We start from the raw sequence: 16,442 nt of genomic DNA, 5'->3' as shown, positions 1-16,442 counted from the left end.
TTACATTTTTTTATGCCTATCATTCCTACAGTGATAGACACCACTACGCGTGGTGCCTATGACATCTACAGTCTGTTGCTCAAAGAAAGGATCATTTTTCTCGGAACCGCCATCGACGATAATATCGCTAATCTCGTAGTAGCGCAGCTGCTCTATCTCGACAGTGAAAACCACCAGCCGATCAGCCTCTACGTACATTCTCCGGGAGGCGTGATCTATGCTGGTTTTGCCATCTACGACACCATGAAAATGCTGAAGTCGCCCGTGAGCACCATCGCCGTAGGATTCACCGGCAGCATGGGAACCGTACTGCTTTCAGCCGGTACAAAAGGCCAGCGGTACGCTCTGCCGCATGCCACCGTGCATATGCATCCGGCAGGCGGCGGAGCCAAAGGTTATACCGAAGATGTGCGCATAGCTTATCAGGAGCAGGAACGTTTACAGGATCAGCTGTTCTACCTGCTCGCACAAAATACCGGTCACCCGTATGAAGAAATTGAATCGATGTACCGCCGCGACAAATTCATGAATGCCGAAGAAGCAAAGGAGTTTGGATTTGTCGATGAAATTCTGGGAGATGCCAACGACCTGGCTGCGATCCGAAACATCAAAAAGCAGGCGCCGCCGCTGGGTTTCAGAAGAAAAGAATAAACGAACCGAAATAAAAAACCTGCGCACGGCGCAATGGCCGTAGCACAGGTTCGGGCTACTATATCAGGAAGATAAAATCAGGTAGCAGGTTGAGCTTCAATGGCGAGGGGGTCCTGCCCCTGTTGCCATTGCATCCATCCGGCATTGAGCGAGCGGGCCAGTTCACTGTAGATGCGTACCAGCAGCTGACTGCTGAGCTCTAATTTGTTTTCAAGCTCTTTTGCCTTGGATTGCTCCTTGAGCAGATCATCACGAAGCGTGTCCATTGCGGTTTGTCTGGAGGTGATGGTGTTACGCAGGTTCTCATGCTCATCTTCCATTTGCCTGAGACTGCTTTCCAGCTGATTGATCTGCAATGTTTTTTCTTCGAGATGATGTTGCTGTATTTCCTGCTCCTGTTGACTGATCTGGGCAGTGGCGCGCCATTCAGTGGCTTCATCCTGAATCTTAGCTGCCTCCAGTTGTTTTTCGGTTAGTTCATCGGACAATATCTGAATGCGGTATTCGAATTTTTCGGAGACTTCCTTCATCTCACGGAGTTGCATAGCCGCTTCATCTGCTTTTCTTTCCAGCTGATGGAAATTGCGGATGCGCTGCTCCAGTTGCTGTTGCAGAAAATCTACCTGCAGTTTCTTTTCCTGCGCGAGATCCTGCAAATATTCACCTTCGTTTATTTTGTTCCTCAGCGTGTTATTCTCTTCCTGCGCTTTGGCGAGCTGTTGTTCCAGCTCCTCGATGCGTAATTGTCCGTCTGAGGATAAGGCTGATTCTGAGGCCTGTACAACAATGCCTTCCTCAGATGGTGGCTGTTGCTGAAGCTCAGTGAATTGTTGTTGCAAAGCTTCGTGTTGGGCACGCAGTGCAGCAAGGTCTGCCACCAGTTCTTCCTTTTCTTTTCTGTGCTGCCCGCCAAGTTCTTCCACCTGCTGTGAAAAACAGGATTGCAGTTTCTCGATCTCCGCACGCGCATTCACTACAGCCTGCTCTGCATCCTGCAATTGTTTTTTCAGATCGTCTTTTTCTTTTTCGGATAAAGGCTTTTCTTCAGCGGATGGTTTGGCGCCATTATAGGCTTTGTTGCGAAGATCTTCATACTTGAATTCCAACTCTTTGAAGTCTTCTTTGAGGGTGTTGTAATCTTCTTTATACCTCCTTACTTCCGCTTCATATTTTTTCAGAAGCGTAGTGTTATCCGGATTGGAACTCGCCAACCAGTCGGGTAAGGGCTCAGAGGTTGCTGATGTGGATGGCTCGGAAGCGCCTGCCAGTGCGAGTTTCCACTGGGTGGTATCGAGCGGATCTTCTATATCCTGAGTTTCAGTCAGCCTTTTACGGCGACGGTAATGCAGATAGACAGTCATTCCTACGGCTACAACAGTTAATGGCACAGCAATCCACAACACAATTTGCAAAAACTGTTTGAACTCGTAGAGAGATACGAGCAGATACAACATCATTCAAAATTTTTTACGTAGAGTTATTTCATTCACAAAGCAGACACAGCGGAAGATCCAGCGTCTTCAATTTTAAAATGAGTACACGGTGAGGGTGTAAGATGAATGTCGTAGAAAATTTTGCAAGAATGATACCAAAAAAGCAACAGGAGCCTCATTTGCATGAGGTTTTATCCACATTATGAAAAAAGATCAGTAGATGTTTTTGATGAGTCCACCATCCGCGCGAAGCGCTGCTCCGTTGGTTGCTGATGATAATGGACTGGCCACATACACAATCAGATTGGCAATTTCTTCCACATTCGCAAAGCGCTGCAACAGCGAACCCGGCCTTGCTTCTTTGAAGAAATTCTTTTCCATTTCAGCTGCTGAAATTCCCTTTTCCTTCGCCAGCTCCTGCACAAATACGCCCACTCCTTCAGAAGCTGTAGGGCCGGGCAGCACTGCATTCGACGTTACATTGGTACCTTTCGTAAGCAGGGCCACTCCTCTGTTCAGCGAGAGCTGCGCAGTTTTGGTCATGCCATAATGCACCATATCTTCCGGCGTATCGATGCTGCTTTCGCTGGAGATGAAAATGATTCTCCCCCAGTCTTTCGCCAGCATTGGCTTTACATAATGACGCGAGAGACGCACACCACTCATTACATTGATATCGAAAAGCCGCAGCCAGTCTTCATCAGGAATTTCGAGAAATGGTTTCGGTTCAAAGATGCTTACGTTGTTGATGAGTATATCCACTTCAGGCAATTGCTCCGTCAGCGCTTTCACCTCTTCCGCTTTTGAAAAGTCTGCTGCAATGCCACTCACTTTTGCGCCGGGCACAAGCTGCTGTAATTTTGCGATGGCTTCATCGATACGTGCTTTGCTGCGTCCGTTGATGATCACTTCCGCACCTTCCTGCAACAATTGTTTTGCAGTGGCAAAGCCAATGCCTGCGGTTGATCCGGTGATCAGCGCTTTCTTATCCTTCAGTTTGTAATCCATGAATTGTTATTTTATGTGAAGTGAATTAACAGCCATCCCCGAAGAATGTTCAATTCGTAAAAACAGTGCCGGGAGCAACTAAAAAGAATCCGCGCAGGTTCATTCACACTCTATCGACGAATGTTGTGAACCTGCGCGGACCTGTATTATTTTATCCGGTATCAGCGGCTTACTTGGCCGGAATCACTCCTTTCTTCACCATATCTGCCACAACAGTTTTGGTGAATCCCGTAGCTAATGATCCTGCATTGTTCGGATCGAAAGATTTTGCCTGCGCGGAGTATTCCAGTTTATCGAGACCAACATTGTAGAGGTTTGCTTCGAGTGTGAAGTTGGTAGTGTTGGTGTAATATCCTGGCTCATACACGCGATCGTACATGGTTCTCCATTGGCGCCAGTAGCGGCTGTAGTAAGTCATGTAAGGAGTATAACTCACACGGCCGGGGGTGTAATATTTTTCTTTTTCTTTATCGAGCAGCGCGAGGATCATTACACCATCATAACCATCGGCCTTCACCTGGCTCACCACTTCTGCATCATTCATTTTGAGGAATGCTTTGGGGCCGTAACTCTCCGACGCAGCTACCGCATCGATGCCATTGTTCTTCAGCGCAGTGACCATGGAGCTTTCTACGTTATCTCTCAACTGACGATCTTTATCGCCTGTAAGGCCCACCACCAGTACCTTATTGTATTTCTGCAGATTTGCATTGTTCGATTTCCAGGAGCTGAGCAACTCCGTGCTGGTGCAGGATGATGCAGCAGCGAGAGTGATGAAAACCGAAACTGCTATGAGTAAATTTTTCATATCTCAATGTTTAGATGAAGAATATTTATGAAATCATCCATCTCATCAGAGCACATGGAGTGGACTGATGAAGCCGATGGAGATCACACCTGTATTGAAATTTTTCGCACCCAGTTTATCCTTTGCATAATCTGTGAACCTGTACACCCTGCCTACATAATTGGCGAAGAATTTCAGGTTGAGATCCCTGAAAGGAAAATATTCCACTACAGGAATAAAGCCCCATGCGGTGCGCAGCTTGCTGTCTTTGTTCGGATCGGGGTTTCCTTTCCATCGTGCTACATCATAAAAACCAACAAAGCTCAGGTTGAGATTGTCCAGCACTTTGTAATCGAGTTTTAGCCAGTGACTGAGATAACTCACGTCCTGCGCAGCATTGGCTACCCCGCCTACATCGGGAACAATATTGCTCACAATGGTTTTTCTGTCGAGGTCTTCGAGACTCAGTTTAAAATCATAAGCAAGATTGAAGCGATGGAAGTTCAGCTGATTACCCAATGCGATGTAGTGCATGTAAGTGCTTTTCGCTTCTTTGAAAACACTGTAACTCCAGATGGTCTGCCATTTTCCATCGAACATTTTTCCTCTCCAGTTGGCAACGCCGGCAAGCGGGAATTTCGATTCGGTGATGCCGGGAATATTGCCATAGATTTCCTTAAAAGTACGTGTGCGGCTGTTCAGCGCCTGAAAGTTGAAAGCATGGTTCTCACTGGCTTGCCAGCCCATTCCCATTCCCAGCAGAAAGTTGTCTGAATTGTCTACGATATCTGCGTATTGGTAAATGTCTATGGGATTCAGATCAAACTCGATGCCACCCCAGTCTGCACAGAGCTTACCGATGGTGAAATTCACTTTTTTGGATGCCAGCACCTGAATGTAAGCGAGGTCGGTGGAAGAACTCATATTGTCTTCGGACTGCGGCACGGTGTTTCTGGTGTAGCGGTCGCGGAATCGGAAATATACCCTGTCGTGGATCTTGCCTTTTATCTCCAGCCTGAACTGATTCATCAAAAAGCGGCCACGGGTATAGTCTCCATCTGTGAACTCGTTACGCTGACTGGCCTGCATATTGGCGATCACATCGATATTGCTAAGCAGCTTCTGTTTTATTTCAGGTATCAATGGTTTGTTGGAAAATGTATCGGTCTGCTTCTCTCCTTTCGGCTTGTCCTGTGCATGCAGTGCCATTGCGGAGATCAGCAGCAGTAAACATAAGGATATTGCTCTCATATGATTGGCCGTTTTGGTTCTAACCAGGAATCAGTATTCGAAAAATATTTGCTGCAGTTTGTCTCTGTCTTTGGTTTGTGTAAGCGCCAGCATCAGCAGGATCCTTGCTTTCTGAGGACTGAGATTATCGCTCACGAATGTGCCGAGTTTGGTATCGTCGGTTTCGTCGTACAGCGTAACTCTGCCTGTGAACACGCGCGATGCGCGGCATACAGCCACACCTTTTTTCACTGCATTCACCACAGCCTCGGTATTGGTTTTATTGAGATTGCCATTGCCCATTCCGGCAGTGATAATGCCATCTACTCCGTCTGCCACATAAGCATTCACGGCAGTTGCGGGCGCATCGCAGTAGATCTCTGCCACTGCCACACGGGGCAGTTTGGTCATGCCGGTAATATCGAACGGAGTGTTCTTATTGGCTTTGTGCAATGTTTTGAAATAGTAGATCACTTTACCATCGTACACCTGACCGAGTGGTCCTCCATTGGGAGCAGCAAAACCATTCACATGAGTGGTACTCACTTTTTCAACGTCGCGTGCATCGAAGATCGATTCATTGAAAACGAGCATTACGCCACGGCCATGTGAATTGGGGCTGGCAGCAACTGTAACGGCATCGTAGAGGTTCTTGGGACCATCGGCGCTGATGGCGGTGGAAGGCCGCATGGAACCGGTCAGCACAACAGGATGATCGTAGCGTACCGTCAGATTGAGAAAGTAAGCGGTCTCCTCCTGTGTATCGGTTCCATGGGTGATCACAATGCCATCGGCTTCATTGTTCTTGAAAATTTCATTGATCCGCTTGTTGAGTTTCATCCAGATATCTACCGTCATATCCTGGCTGCCTACATTGGAAACCTGCTCGCCCTTGATATCTGCCACTTTTTCGATACCTGGTACAGCAGCTATCAGATCCTTCACGGGCAGTTCACCTGCTTTGTAAGCAGATCGGTCTGCCGAAGCTCCTGTGCCTGCGATGGTACCTCCGGTGGCCAGTATCATCACACGGGGCAGTTTCTGTTGTTGTTGCGAAAACAGCGGCTGCAGCAGCGCCGTACATAAGAATAAAAGAAGGATGGATTGTTTCATGGTCTTCCACTTTAAGTGAAGGGAAAAATTATATTGTTGAATTGAATTGACTGATTGTTTCATCATTTGCCTTTCCATGCATTCACGTATTCGCGCATGATCTGCGTAATGGCTTTACCGATCACTGGATACGATTCCGTAGGAAGATTGGCCAGCGACACACGGATGCTCCATTCGGGTCCATCGAAACCGCCGCCATTCAGCAGCACCACGCCTGTTTTTTCTGCCAGCCTGAAGAGTATGTCCACCGGCTCGAAATGTGTGGTGAGCCATTTGGTGAATGCATCGCCATACACTTTATGCGCCCATACCTTTATGTCGATCTCGGAATAATAACTCGCACTCATCGGGTCGGAAACCAGTGGTATTTCCAGCTCTTTCCATAATAACTGCATGCGTTTGCGGCACAGATCCTGCGTGAGTTTTTTGTACTTGTCTTTTTTATCGAGCAGACAGAATGCCGAGAACAGCAGCATCTGTGTTTGCTGAGGAAGACTGAGGCCTGCTGTGTGATTGAGCGCCACATCCCTGCTGTCTGCTACCATTCTGTCGATGAAAGAAATTTTCTCCGGCTGCAGCGAGAGCGTGCCATAACGGATGGCCAGCTTCGCTTTCTCATGATCGGGAAGCGCTGCGATGCCTTTATCGAATATATTTTTCTCACTGATGGCCACCACTCCCAATCTCCAGCCGGTGCATCCGAAATATTTGGAGAAAGAATACACACAGATGGTATTATCCGGAATAACAGCCATCAACGACCGAAATTCAGGAACGAAGGTTCCGTATACATCATCCGTTACCACTATCAGATTGGGATTATGGTTTTTGATGATCTTCACGATCTTCGACAAACTTCCCGGATGAATGGCCACCGATGGCGGATTGCTGGGATTTACCACAAACAACACTTTCACCGCAGGATCTTTCAGTTTCTCCAGCTCTTCGTCGGGATATTGCCAGGTATGCCTTCCATCTTTATTCATGGAGCTGGCTTCGATATTGATCACATTGAATTCGAATCTGTCCAGTTGCGGAATTTCAATGTAAGGAGTGAAGGTAGGCACCATCAACGCAATGCTGTCTCCTTTCTTCACCAGAAAATTCTGCTGCAACGAATCGAAGATGTAACACATGGCCGCAGTACCGCCTTCCACTGCGAACAGATTGAATGGAACCTTGGGTTCGCTTCTGTCGAACATTTCCTGTACAATGTAATCCCCAACTATCACTTCCATATGCGAGAGCATACGATCGGGAACGGGATACTGATCGCCGATCACACCTTCGGCCAGCTCGTGCACCCATGCATCTGCATTGAACTTGTGTTGCCTGATGCCGTACCGGTACATGCCTTTCAGCAGATCGATGCCCGGCGCTTTTTTATTGCTGTTGAGGAATTTCTCAAATCGTTTGGCAATACCTTTCTTTTCGGGAATGCCCGCCATCCCTCCGGAAATATCTGCAACACGACGGCATTCCTGCAATCCGAAAAGTCCGAGTGTGAAGAATGCTTCGCGTGGCGTAGTGGCGATCCAGTTTGGATTGCCGCGACCTGCATTCAGCATAATGAATGAGCCCGTTTCAGCTTCATCTTTAGCCAGACTGATGAGGGTATTCTTCAGTTCGAACGGACTCAGCTGTTCGAGCTTCTTCTCCTGGCGGCGGGTGGTTTTTATTTTTGCAATAGTGCTAGACATAGAATTGAATTATGTTTTGATTGATGATGCATTATTTCATCAGCAGCACAATTACCACGCCCCAGATGATGAGCAGGGTATTGCCAACTGCATAGGTTACGGTGTAACCGAGTGCGGGAGTTTTGCTTTCGAGTGCGTCCTGAATGGCGCCAAGTGCAGCAGTGGTGGTACGCGCGCCCGCTGTACAGCCGAGGTTGAGCGCGGGATGGAATTTGAAAACATATCTTCCCAGCAGAACGCCCACCAGCAATGGGCCGAGTGTGGCCACTGCTCCCACCAGAAACAGGCTGATGCCAACCTGTTTGAATCCTTCCACGAAACTGGGACCGGTAGAAATGCCTACCACAGCGATGAACATATTCAGTCCAACATTATTCATCATCCACAATGCTGGTTCGGGAATGCGGCCGAAAGTGGGATGCTGCGAGCGCAGCCATCCGAATACCAGTCCGGCGATCAGTGCGCCGCCGCTTGTGCTGAGACTGAGCGGCACACCGCCGATACGGATGGTGAGCACGCCGATGAGTCCGCCGATTACGATGCCAAGGCCCACGAACATCATATCGGTTTTGTTGGTCGGGCGATCGGGATAACCGATCTCCACAGCCGCTTTGTCCACTGCTTTCTTTGAACCGACGAGTTCGAGCGTATCGCCTCTGTCGATTTTCGTATCAGGCAATACCGGCACCGGAATATCAGCACGTTTGATGGTTCTGATGAAAATGCCGTGCATGAATGATTGTTGGCGGAGTTGCTTCACCGTCATATCTCCCAATCCTTTTTTGCTGACGAGTACGGGAAGCACTTCTGCGGGGAAGTGAAGCAGTTCATCGTCCATCACTTCGGGACCGACGAGGTGTGATTCTCCCACAAAGTTTTCGCGACGTCCGCTGAGTACTATTTCATCTCCGTTCTTCACAATGGTACCGGGTTCTACTTCAATCACTTTTGTTCCCACGCGAACGCGCTCTACAAAAAGTCTGCGATCGTTATCCTGCAAATATTTTTCGATCTCCATTACATTTTTTCCATCGGCAAACCAAACGTTGTCTGCTTTGAATGCACGATAACTTACGATTGGATTTACAGGCATCATGCCCGGTTCGCCTGAAGCATCACCGCTTCCCATGCTGGCTTCGAGCTCCTTGCTTTTTTGCTTCACGTAGTTGATGCCCCCGAGCAGCCGCGGCCCTACACTCGCCAGAAACCAGGCGGAGCCTGCTGTTCCGAAGAGATAGGTAACTGCATAACAGACCGGAATGGAGTTGATCATTTTGCTTTTGGCTTCCTGCGGAATATCGAGTTGGGTGATGGTATCGCTGGCAACACCAATTACGGCGGAGATGGTTTGAGCACCGCCGAGGAGACCGGCTGTTTGTCCGGCATCGTACCCCATTATTTTTCCGCAGATCCAGGGGAAGATGAGACAGAGCACACATACCACAGCGGCGAAGCCCATTTGGGGAAGCCCATCTTTTTTCAATCCACGAAAAAACTGCGGACCAACACTGTAGCCCACAGCAAACAGGAACATCAGAAAGAAAACAGATTTTACATTGGGAGAGATATCGATCTTCATCTGTCCGATCAATACGCCTACCAGCAATACAGCCGTTACTGTACCTAACGAGAACTTACCCAGCTTAAGCGGACCAATAGCAAAACCCAGCGCCAGCGTAAGAAAAATAGCCAGTTCGGGATACTGCTGAAATACGTGTACAAACCATTGCATACAGTAATATTTTAGTTATCCATGTAACCAATGTGACCCAGATGTAAAAAGCAAATCGCTGCAGCCGATGCTGAAATGTAACTGTAATGTTTTGCTAACGCCAATGCAAAACCGATTACCGGAAAGTTCCGGCAATAGAACGACTGTCAGGGAATGAATTGAAAAGTTGCTGTACGCTAAGATTTCTGCCGGATGCAGACTGGCAGCCGGTCGGGAGCTATCCGGTAAAGAGTGGGGAATTGATAATCAGTAATTAAAAGTAGCGAAAATAATCGTTCAAGTCGTTAAAAATCAGGAATTATATTTTACTGTGCAGGCTGAAGTTTAAACACAGTGCCCTTGGTTGCAGGCAATACGATGAGGTCTTCCCTAACAGTCTTCAGTAGCTTTTGTCCGCTAAAAACGGCAACGGGCCTGCCTTTCCACGGATTAACGATACGAAGCACTGAATTAGCCTTTGCCGTGGCCTGTACATATTCAACCTGTCCGTTAGCGAAAGAGGAAGATATGAGGAAAGCGCTTCTGGCAAGCAACTGAAAATTTGCATTCCAGTGTTTGGGCCAGGCGGGGAAAACATTGATCACCGGAGGTTCACCCGGAGCTGCAGGCAGGCTCTGGCAAAGCGCCAGCTGGAGCGCTTCTGCGGCCCTTCCCATACGCTGAACGCTGGTGGTTTGAAAGCCTTCGCGCAGATCCATCCTGTTGCGGAGAACGGGCACTTCGGCAGTGCGCAGCTGTGCCGGAATAAGGTACTGCGTAGCTTCGGGAATTCCCAATGTGGTACCAGCCACCGGCAATTTGGAGAGCACATACACTTTCGAAGCGGTATCGATGCCCTGAGGATAGTAGATCTTGTAGGTGTTTCGCGCAATCTGCATAGTGGCCGAATCGGTATTCTGCAAAGTGCAGAGATCGAAGAACCAAACAGGCATGGTATTGCCGTCTGGCCTGCGCATGGGATTGCCCTGCAATACCGGAAGCATAGATCCTGCCCATGCATTGCCTTCGTTATTGAGCGGAAGCGGACTGAGATGATCGATGATATGTTTCCATTGCTTTTGCAGATCTGCATCTGTATTCAGCATAGCTGCGGCTTTGATGGCAGCAGGGAAAATGCCACGCATGGAGGATATTTCTTCTACCGTGTTATGTCCATCCCAGATAGACTCGTTATCGTTTACATGCCGGATATGATAGAGCCCATCGGACTCCAGTTTGAAATTGGGGAAGTTGGCATAGAACTCAGCAACGCCTTTGAGCATGGGATAAGCATACTTGCGGAGAAAGCTGGTATCCTGCGTAAACTCGAATTGCATCCAGTACTGGTAAGCGATTTTTGCACCGCGTGAAAAGATATGCGTAACATGGCCGAATGCACCGCCGCCTTTGTCTCCGGAGTACCATCTTCCCTGTTTCCATCCTTCATCTTTCTTCCAGTTCCAGCGGCTGATGAAGGGTAGTTGCGTGTAGGCATAATCGACAAAACGCTGAGAGCGGCTGCTCCAGGGCTTTCTGCAAAGGTAGAGATCGCGCATTTCGGCAGCGATATCGTCGGGCAATGCCGGCGTGGCATCGAACCCTGTTACCTCTGGAATGTATACACCTTTGCTTCCCCATTGCTGAATGGCAGCCTGTTCGTAGGAATCATATGCATTGCTGTACAGATTGAACATCGGTTGCAATAGTTCTGTATGATCCGTTGCAAAGAGAGCATTGTAAAGGCAGCTCTGATTGGCTCCCCAGTAGAGTGCACCCCACTTTCTGTCGTCCCCTCCGGTAGTCCAGAGCATGCCATTGAATTTTGTGGGATATGCTCCGCGCGAAGACGCGCCCATCACGTAGAGATAATATTGGTAATGCTGCTGAACAAAATCGGCTTCGCCATCTTTGCTGCTGCATTGCACGTAAGTTTTGCTCCAGAACTGATGCCACCAGTTACGATGGCTTTGCAGCATGGCTTCGGAACCCAGCGCCTGTGCGGCTTCCAGCTCACGAATGGCTTTATTGGTGATGTTTTCCGTAGAATCGAAACTGGCTGCACTGGCAATGAGGATGCGCGCCTGTGAAGCAGTCTGCAACAATAATTTCGCAGATCCTTTATCTGTCTGTTCAGCAAATTTCACAGCGGGTCCGCCGCTGATCACTACGGCCGATGCGCAGTAATAATTCCCTTCCCTGAATTCCTGTGTGAGCACAATGTATTTGTTCTGAACAAAGGCGCGGGAAATGGCACGATGATCGCCACGTTTAGCATCGGGCAACCTAAGTGATGAAAGATCGATCGAAAACGGAAGAACAGCTTTTCGGTTATTCGATACTGTGATGCTCATCACATCTCTGTCGCTCCATGTAAAAATATTGGCTTCCACTCCCTTTCCTTTCACGTTCACTGTTGCATCGAAACAATGGAGGTGCTGACTGAATGAGCCCTGTTCAAAAACAGCCTCAGGGAAATTCAGGCTGAGCGCGCCTGCGCCACCACAATAGTCGGTGTGGCGTTCAAAGAAATTATGGGAAGATGAATTGTTGCCGAAAATATCCACACGGTTAAGCTGAAACTTCAGGGCCGAAGGAACTGTCCACACCAATGTACCCATTCTTCCGTTGCCGGTGGGCATTCCTTCTTCGCTTCTGCCGACAGGGCTGTTGTAATGCAGGTCGGAAGCGCTGACCAGCTTTCGTAAATCGGGAGAAACCGGGTTTACAGTTTGGGAGCTGAGTGTGGCCGGATGCAATGCAATGATGCCGGCAAGCAATACGGAAGCAATTAATTTGATCATGGCGCCTGATTACCCTTCAAATTAGCAGAATTCTGCCGGTATCAGACGCCATGATATTGGCTTACTACTAAACAATCTTAACCCTCAACAGTATTGAGCCTTTTGCGGCTATAGTATTTTCTCGCAATCAGTGCAATTGGTATTCCAATCGCATACATCAGAATTACAATATTCACAAGCGCTTTCCACCACAGAAATGGCACAGGGCCAATATGGGATAATGGAATCACCAGACCATTCATAATGGACCATGCCACAACGCCGTACACCATTCCCCATAACACTGCATTACGTTGCAGGATAGGGAGAACGGGGTACAGCAAAAAGAACACTGTGGCAAAGATTAGTGCGAAACAATAATGGAAAAGAAGGCCAACCAAAGCCATGCCCAATCCACCCTCGAAGGCCGACTTGCCAACTGCCCCGTAGGCAATGCCCTGTAAGAGACGGATGGGCGCGAACGTTCCGGAAACAGCTCCGCTAATGACTATGGCTGATATTATATCGAGCGTTCCTGCGATGAGGGTTGCCCAGAGAATTGCTTTGAGGAGACCGCGGCCCGAAGTCTGAACAGGCGCCGTGTTAGTGATGGTTGACATATTGCCAGGGATTTACTTAAAGTTACCACACGGATGTAATGGCCGCAGCAGTATTCAACCGGCAACTGTTTTGCGTCGACGAACAACAGGTTTCGACTTCCCGCTGCTATTGTTGTTCCAATGCACGCAACACCAGTTCTTTGTAGCTTCTGCCAATGGGGATCTGCTTGCCATTCACTTCCACATCGGTGGCAGTGAATGCATCGATCTTGTCTTTGGCAACAATGAAAGAACGATGTATGCGGAGAAAATTATTGCGGGCCAGCAGTTCTTCAATTTGCCCCAATTGAAATTTAGTGAGGATGGTCTTTCCTTTTGTTGTGATGCGGATGTATTCTTTGAGACTTTCGATATAGAGCATTTCATCGAGATACACTTTCACACGTTTCTTGCTCACATTGAAAAAAAAGTACGTGCGGTTGGTACTCGCAGGCAGGATGGCTTCCGAAGGAATGCTCTTCGGTTCGGCCTGCATCTTCAGTTTGTTAACGGCCATGAGAAAACGACTGAACTCTATCGGCTTCAGCAGATAATCTACCACATTGTGTTCATAGCCCTGCAACGCATATTCCTGATAGGCCGATGTGATGATAACTGCAGGCGGATTTTTCAGCGAGCGCAGAAACTCCAGGCCTTTCAGTTTGGGAAGATGGATATCGAGAAAGATGCAGTCGATCGGCTCCTGCTGCAAAGTTTCGAGCGCATAGATTGCATCACTGCAAATGGCTTTCAGTTGCAGAAAAGGGATCTGCTGCACATAATCTTTCAGCACTTCGGCCGCAAGCGGCTCATCTTCCACTATGATACAACGATAGGTTTGCATGGCTGTTCAGGTTAATGGTGAGATGTACTTTGAATGTGGTGGGTTTACAATAAACTTCGAGCGTATGGTCTGCATACATCAGCTGCAATTGCCTGCGCACATTGCTCAGGCCGATACTGTCCGTTACTTCATCAGATCCGTTATCTTCCTTGGTGTTTTCTATTGTAAAGGTAAGCATCCCATCGCGCAGGGTCAATGCGATGTACACGTAAGAATTGAAGCGGGTTTCGCTCACGCCATGTTTGAATGCATTTTCAACAAAAGGCAGCAGCAGCAAAGGCGAAACGGGTTGAGACTCATCGTCGATATCTTTATCGAATGTGATGGTAAGCCGTTCGTTGTAGCGGATCTTTTCGAGCTCGAGATAATCGTCGAGCATCTTTATTTCCTGCGACAGCATTATCTGGTCTTTGCTGGTTTCGTAGAGCATGAAGCGCAGTATCTTCGACAGCTTCATCACCACTTCGGCGGTTTCATCAGACTTCTTTCGCGCAAGCGCGTAGATATTGTTGAGTGTATTGAAAAGAAAATGCGGATTGGTTTGATTGCGCAGGTACTTCAGCTCGGTTGAATGTTTTTCCCGCAGCAGATTCTTCTCGCGTTCCTTGCCTGCCAGCTGAATGCGTGCGAGACGAAGTGCAATGGCAACTCCGGCTCCGAACCCGATGTCCATCACGGCAAGCAGGGTTCTGCTGAGCTCGAACAGCGGCTTTACTGCAAGTGTATTGTGTGCTGCTATGGGCAGTACATAATAATTGAAGATCACGCGATAGAGTACCACCGAAAAAACAGCTACGATGCAGGCCTGCGTAATGTTCCACCAGAGTTTGCCTTCTTCATTGATCACTTTGGTTACTGTAACGTACATCACAAAATAAGCGATCAGCAGTTTGGGAATATTCAGTGCCATTACAATGTGCACCGATATCCACCACTGGCTTTCAGGGGAATAGTCCTTGAGGGCGGGCGCCATCCATACCATCTCCAGCAGGGCGTCCTGCAGGGTGTAGATGGTCCAGAAAGCGAGATGTTCCAGAAATCTTTTCATGCAGGATAAAAATCGGAAAAATAATCCTGTGGCTGGCAAAAAACCTACGGTCAGAAGGTTGAAGCAAATAAACAACAAACATCAACCTACCGGCGACGATGGTGAGACATCGCTTTGTGCTGACCGGCAGACGATTAAACTTCATTATCTTTAATATGTATCGCCTCCCCCACTCATCCGTAGTCACCATCAATCCCAGATTATGGCTATTACCCTCCTCGAGAGATTCAAACTGCTGAAAGAGAAAGAAGCTTTCGAAACAGTGAAAGAAAGCATTAACGCCGGCGTTGTGTTCAGAGGTACCAATCTCTGGATCCTGATCTTCGCTATTTTCATCGCTTCTCTTGGCCTGAACGTGAACTCCCCCGCCGTGATCATCGGCGCAATGCTGATCTCTCCGCTGATGGGCCCTATTCTTGGAATGGGGTTCAGTGTTGCCGTAAACGATCTCCCCCTGCTGCGTAAATCACTTCGGAACTATTTGTTTGCAACCGGTGTGAGCCTTACTGCATCCACCATTTACTTTCTCATCTCTCCCCTGAATGAAGCGCATTCAGAATTGCTCGCCCGCACTTCTCCCAATATCTATGATGTACTGATTGCCTTTTTCGGCGGTCTCGCAGGAGCAGTAGCCATCTGCAGCAAGAACCGGGGGAACGTAATTATCGGTGTTGCCATTGCAACAGCGCTGATGCCTCCGCTCTGCACTGCTGGTTTTGGATTGGCGACCCTGAATTTCAAATTCTTTTTCGGCGCCTTTTACCTTTTCTTCCTCAATACGGTATTTATCGCATGGGCAACCTTGCTGGCAGTGCGTACTATGAAGTTTCCGAGATTGCATCTGGACGATGCCAGGGCTGAAGCCCGCTCCCAGCGCATCATCTGGCTGATCGTTATACTCACGCTTGCACCAAGCATCTACTTTGGCTATCTCGTAGTTCGCAAAGCCCGGTTCGAAGAAACCGCTTCCAACTTTATCGAAAAGGAAGGAACCATTGAAGGTGATTACCTGCTCAGTAAAAATATCGATCCCGAAACCCGAAAAATTACGCTGGTCTATGGCGGCAAACAAATCGATTCTTCACAGATTGAAACATTGCGCAGCCGCATGCAATACTACGATCTCCGTAATGCTACTCTCCAGATAAGGCAGGGCTTTGCTGCACTCTCCGAATCGGACAACAAAATGAAGGAGAACCTCAATGCTGCCATCAATGCCCGTCAGAACGAAACCAATGCAGCACAGCTGATCGTCGATAGTCTACATGCACAAAATTTACTCAGTAAACAGGTATTCAAAGAACTGAAAGCGCAGTATCCGCTGCTGCAATCCGCTTTTCTTCAACCCGGCAATGCTATCAGCGACAGCGCTGTAGAACATACCTGGCTCGCAGTGCTCAAAATCAGCAAGCCACTGCCAAGTGGCGAAAAGGAAAAGATGCAGCGCTGGCTTCAGGCGAGATTGCAAACGGGCAGCGTCACCGTCATTACCGCATCAGGCAAATAATGATGCATAAAAAATCCGGTGGTGCATTGCT

Annotated in this window: 13 protein-coding genes; 2 read left to right on the top strand and 11 right to left on the bottom strand. The window is 48.3% G+C overall.

What is annotated here, in order from left to right:
* Positions 1-12: 12 nt before the first annotated feature.
* On the top strand, positions 13-651 hold the full coding sequence (locus tag HHL16_RS19860; RefSeq protein ID WP_169427087.1) for an ATP-dependent Clp protease proteolytic subunit: 639 nt from the start codon (positions 13-15) through the stop codon (positions 649-651).
* Between the two features lie 77 nt (positions 652-728).
* Here the strand turns inward: HHL16_RS19860 and HHL16_RS19855 are convergent, their stop codons facing one another.
* The 11 genes from HHL16_RS19855 to HHL16_RS19805 all read right to left on the bottom strand — a co-directional run bounded on the left by HHL16_RS19855 (position 729) and on the right by HHL16_RS19805 (position 14,904).
* Positions 729-2,108, bottom strand: a complete 1,380-nt coding sequence (locus HHL16_RS19855) for a hypothetical protein (protein WP_169427086.1) — start codon at positions 2,106-2,108, stop codon at positions 729-731.
* Positions 2,109-2,297: 189 nt separating this feature from the next.
* Complete coding sequence (locus HHL16_RS19850; protein WP_169427085.1) at positions 2,298-3,092, bottom strand: SDR family NAD(P)-dependent oxidoreductase; 795 nt, start codon at positions 3,090-3,092, stop codon at positions 2,298-2,300.
* Positions 3,093-3,261: 169 nt separating this feature from the next.
* On the bottom strand, positions 3,262-3,900 hold the full coding sequence (locus HHL16_RS19845) for a hypothetical protein (RefSeq protein ID WP_169427084.1): 639 nt from the start codon (positions 3,898-3,900) through the stop codon (positions 3,262-3,264).
* A 45-nt stretch (positions 3,901-3,945) separates the two neighbouring features.
* Positions 3,946-5,130 (bottom strand): porin, encoded by a 1,185-nt coding sequence (locus HHL16_RS19840; RefSeq protein ID WP_169427083.1) that lies wholly within the window; start codon positions 5,128-5,130, stop codon positions 3,946-3,948.
* A gap of 30 nt (positions 5,131-5,160) precedes the next feature.
* Positions 5,161-6,222, bottom strand: a complete 1,062-nt coding sequence (locus tag HHL16_RS19835; protein WP_169427082.1) for a type II asparaginase — start codon at positions 6,220-6,222, stop codon at positions 5,161-5,163.
* Between the two features lie 62 nt (positions 6,223-6,284).
* A complete protein-coding gene (gene aspD / locus HHL16_RS19830; protein WP_169427081.1) occupies positions 6,285-7,922 on the bottom strand; it encodes an aspartate 4-decarboxylase in 1,638 nt (545 codons plus the stop codon).
* Between the two features lie 31 nt (positions 7,923-7,953).
* Positions 7,954-9,654 (bottom strand): aspartate-alanine antiporter, encoded by a 1,701-nt coding sequence (gene aspT, locus HHL16_RS19825; RefSeq protein WP_169427080.1) that lies wholly within the window; start codon positions 9,652-9,654, stop codon positions 7,954-7,956.
* A gap of 305 nt (positions 9,655-9,959) precedes the next feature.
* On the bottom strand, positions 9,960-12,434 hold the full coding sequence (locus HHL16_RS19820) for a DUF5703 domain-containing protein (RefSeq protein WP_169427079.1): 2,475 nt from the start codon (positions 12,432-12,434) through the stop codon (positions 9,960-9,962).
* Positions 12,435-12,511: 77 nt separating this feature from the next.
* On the bottom strand, positions 12,512-13,033 hold the full coding sequence (locus HHL16_RS19815; RefSeq protein WP_169427078.1) for a DUF1440 domain-containing protein: 522 nt from the start codon (positions 13,031-13,033) through the stop codon (positions 12,512-12,514).
* Between the two features lie 106 nt (positions 13,034-13,139).
* Positions 13,140-13,856, bottom strand: a complete 717-nt coding sequence (locus tag HHL16_RS19810) for a response regulator transcription factor (RefSeq protein ID WP_169427077.1) — start codon at positions 13,854-13,856, stop codon at positions 13,140-13,142.
* The gene (locus HHL16_RS19805; RefSeq protein WP_169427076.1) at positions 13,822-14,904 is read right to left on the bottom strand and encodes a histidine kinase; all 1,083 of its coding nucleotides are present in this window, start codon (positions 14,902-14,904) and stop codon (positions 13,822-13,824) included. Before HHL16_RS19805 ends, HHL16_RS19810 begins: the two co-directional genes overlap by 35 nt.
* A 202-nt stretch (positions 14,905-15,106) precedes the next feature.
* Here HHL16_RS19805 and HHL16_RS19800 point away from each other — a divergent pair, with 202 nt between their 5' ends.
* Positions 15,107-16,411 carry a DUF389 domain-containing protein gene (locus HHL16_RS19800; RefSeq protein ID WP_169427075.1) on the top strand — a complete coding sequence of 435 codons (1,305 nt, stop codon included), beginning with the start codon at positions 15,107-15,109 and terminating at the stop codon, positions 16,409-16,411.
* The last annotated feature ends 31 nt before the right edge of the window (positions 16,412-16,442 follow it).

It is taken from the genome of Pseudoflavitalea sp. G-6-1-2 (assembly GCF_012927185.1).
Lineage (GTDB): Bacteria > Bacteroidota > Bacteroidia > Chitinophagales > Chitinophagaceae > Pseudobacter.
This window is presented reverse-complemented; position numbering and strand designations above follow the sequence as displayed.